The sequence below is a fragment of the Actinobacillus minor NM305 genome (genome assembly GCF_000175195.1).
Lineage (GTDB): Bacteria > Pseudomonadota > Gammaproteobacteria > Enterobacterales > Pasteurellaceae > Haemophilus_A > Haemophilus_A minor.
Genome location: NZ_ACQL01000037.1, coordinates 1 through 290, shown reverse-complemented (window position 1 = coordinate 290; position 290 = coordinate 1). Strand labels below are relative to the sequence as shown.

Genomic DNA, 290 nt, shown 5'->3' with positions numbered 1-290 from the left:
GGCGAAGTAAATGGTATTACCGTTTATGATGATTTTGCTCACCACCCGACTGCAATTTCTGCGACTATAAACGCACTGCGTGGTAAAGTGGGTAAAGATCAACGCATTCTAGCGGTCTTAGAACCTCGCTCCAACACAATGAAAATGGGGGTTCATAAGGACGAGATCGCACCAAGTTTAACGGACGCTGAAGCGGTTTTTGTGTATCAGCCTGAAACCATCCCTTGGAATGTCAGCGTGATTACCGAAGCACTTTCACAACCGGCAAAATGGTCGGCGAGCATTGATGA

The 290-nt window shown here is 46.9% G+C and carries 1 protein-coding gene; it reads left to right on the top strand.

What is annotated here, in order from left to right:
- A partial coding sequence (locus AM305_RS01230) for a glutamate ligase domain-containing protein (RefSeq protein WP_005822376.1) occupies positions 1 to 290 on the top strand: 290 nt, incomplete at both ends.